Below are 1,736 nucleotides of genomic sequence, written 5' to 3' on the forward strand. Positions count from 1 at the left end.
CCCACGCGCCGTCGATCATGCGCCGGCGCCACAGCCCGGTGTACTCGGCGTGCAGCGACCGGACGTAGGCCGGAGACAACGAGGGGTTGTCGTGCAGGCTGAAATGCCAGGCACGCAGGTCGAGTTCGGCCGCGCGGTCGAGGTATCCAGCCTTGAGCCAGTGCCGGGGGCCGTCGGGGTTGGTGGTGGCCAGCACGCGCGCGCCGTCCACGCTGAGTCGCGCGAGCAGCTGCACCCAAAACGCTTCGGGCAGCAGCGTCGCCTCGTCGACGTACGCGAGGTAGGCCGTCAGGCCGCGCAGTCGACCCTCGGCCCGGGAGTCTGCCGCGCCGATCAGGTGGACGGTGCGCCCGAGGATGACGGCGGTGGTGGCGCCGCGGGTGTGCCGGACCTGCCCGGCCGCGACCGGCCCGAACAGCGCCGGATCGGCCAACGCCTCCAGCACGTTACGTTCGATCGTTTGTAGCGACCTGCCACAGATGATGATGAGCCCGGACGGCGGCGCCTCCGCGACGGCCAGCAGGAACGCCAGCAACGAGGCCACGGTCTTGCCGGAGCGCACCGCGCCATGCCACACGTTGATGCGGGCGGTGGCCCGCGCGACGCTGCGCAACTGCTTGCGGGAGAGCGGGAGATCGAAGATCGGGGCGGGCACGGCTCACCCCCCGTCGGCGGCCGCCTCGTCCTCATCGGCGAAGGCGGCCCGCAGGCCCCGGGCAAGATCCGTAAGCATGCTTCGCACCTCGTGCCCGGACGTGCCGGCGTCGATCTCCGCGAGCCGGGCCGCGCTGGTCAGATAGCCGCCGATCGCTTGGCTGTGGTGGCGCTCGTCCTGCGCGGGCGGATCGTCGCTGACGACCTCGGCCGTCTCGCCGGTGGGCAGCAGCTCAACCCGCACGTAGGTGTCGGCCTCGACCCGGTCGAGGTTCGCCGCGGCCCGCCGGTACAGCCGGGCCGTAAGGTCCCGACGGAGGGCCGCGAGGTCTTCCTGCCGGGCCGCGGTCGCCGACGCCACCCGGGCGCCCCCGACGAACGCCAACCCCAACTCAGCCGCGATCTTCGACACGGTCGAACTGCTGCGCCCGATCTGGGCTGCGATGGCGTTGCGGGACAGGCCGTCGGCGTGCAGGCGGCGCACCTGGTCGCGGTCCTGGTCGGTGATGGGCTCGCGCACGGGGCATCACCTCCCGGGCACGCAGAACGGCCCGCCACCGGGGGGATGGTGGCGGGCCGTGGGTCTGGAGTTCGCTTCCGGGCACGCCGGAAGCGCCTCCAACTCTAGGTCACAGATCGATAACGGCGCAAGAGGGTTAGGCCCGGGCTCGTTCGACGACCGCGGCGGCGCCCTGGTCGCGCCCGGGGCGGCCGGGCCAGACCAGCACGCGCGCGGCCGTTACCTCCTCGTCCGCGGCGTAGTCGGCGAGCACCTCCTCGACGGTCGTCTCTGCGAACCGGCGCGCGTTGCGCGTCGGGTCGGCGTCGAGGATCTCGACGGGTGCGAACTCGGCGTAGTCCGCCTCTTCCCACCCGTTCGCGGTCTGCAGGTCGACCCGGTACGCGAACAGCATGCGCCCGTCGATCACGGCCCGGACCCGGTCTTCGGCGACGTCTAGCTCGGCCGCGATTGCGGAGGCCGGCAGGCCGCCGTCGACGGACGCCTCGACCACCAGGGCGGCGAGCTCCCCCTCGATCGGGTGGCCAGCCGCGGCCTGCTCCCGGGCCGTGCGCAGCCGGGC

General features: G+C 73.1%; 3 protein-coding genes. All 3 read right to left on the reverse strand.

Features of this window, described 5'->3' with window-relative positions; all coding sequences use genetic code 11:
* The coding region (locus MCM47_RS40125; RefSeq protein ID WP_238951772.1) for a terminase large subunit domain-containing protein at nt 1-655 on the reverse strand (655 nt) is incomplete at its 3' end.
* Nucleotides 656-658: 3 nt separating this feature from the next.
* Nucleotides 659-1,174, reverse strand: a complete 516-nt coding sequence (locus MCM47_RS40130) for a helix-turn-helix domain-containing protein (RefSeq protein ID WP_238950615.1) — start codon at nt 1,172-1,174, stop codon at nt 659-661.
* A gap of 136 nt (nt 1,175-1,310) precedes the next feature.
* A partial coding sequence (locus tag MCM47_RS40135) for a hypothetical protein (protein ID WP_238951773.1) occupies nt 1,311-1,736 on the reverse strand: 426 nt, incomplete at its 5' end.

Origin of the sequence: Kitasatospora sp. A2-31 (genome assembly GCF_022288725.1) — a bacterium.
Taxonomy (GTDB): Bacteria; Actinomycetota; Actinomycetes; order Streptomycetales; family Streptomycetaceae; genus Kitasatospora.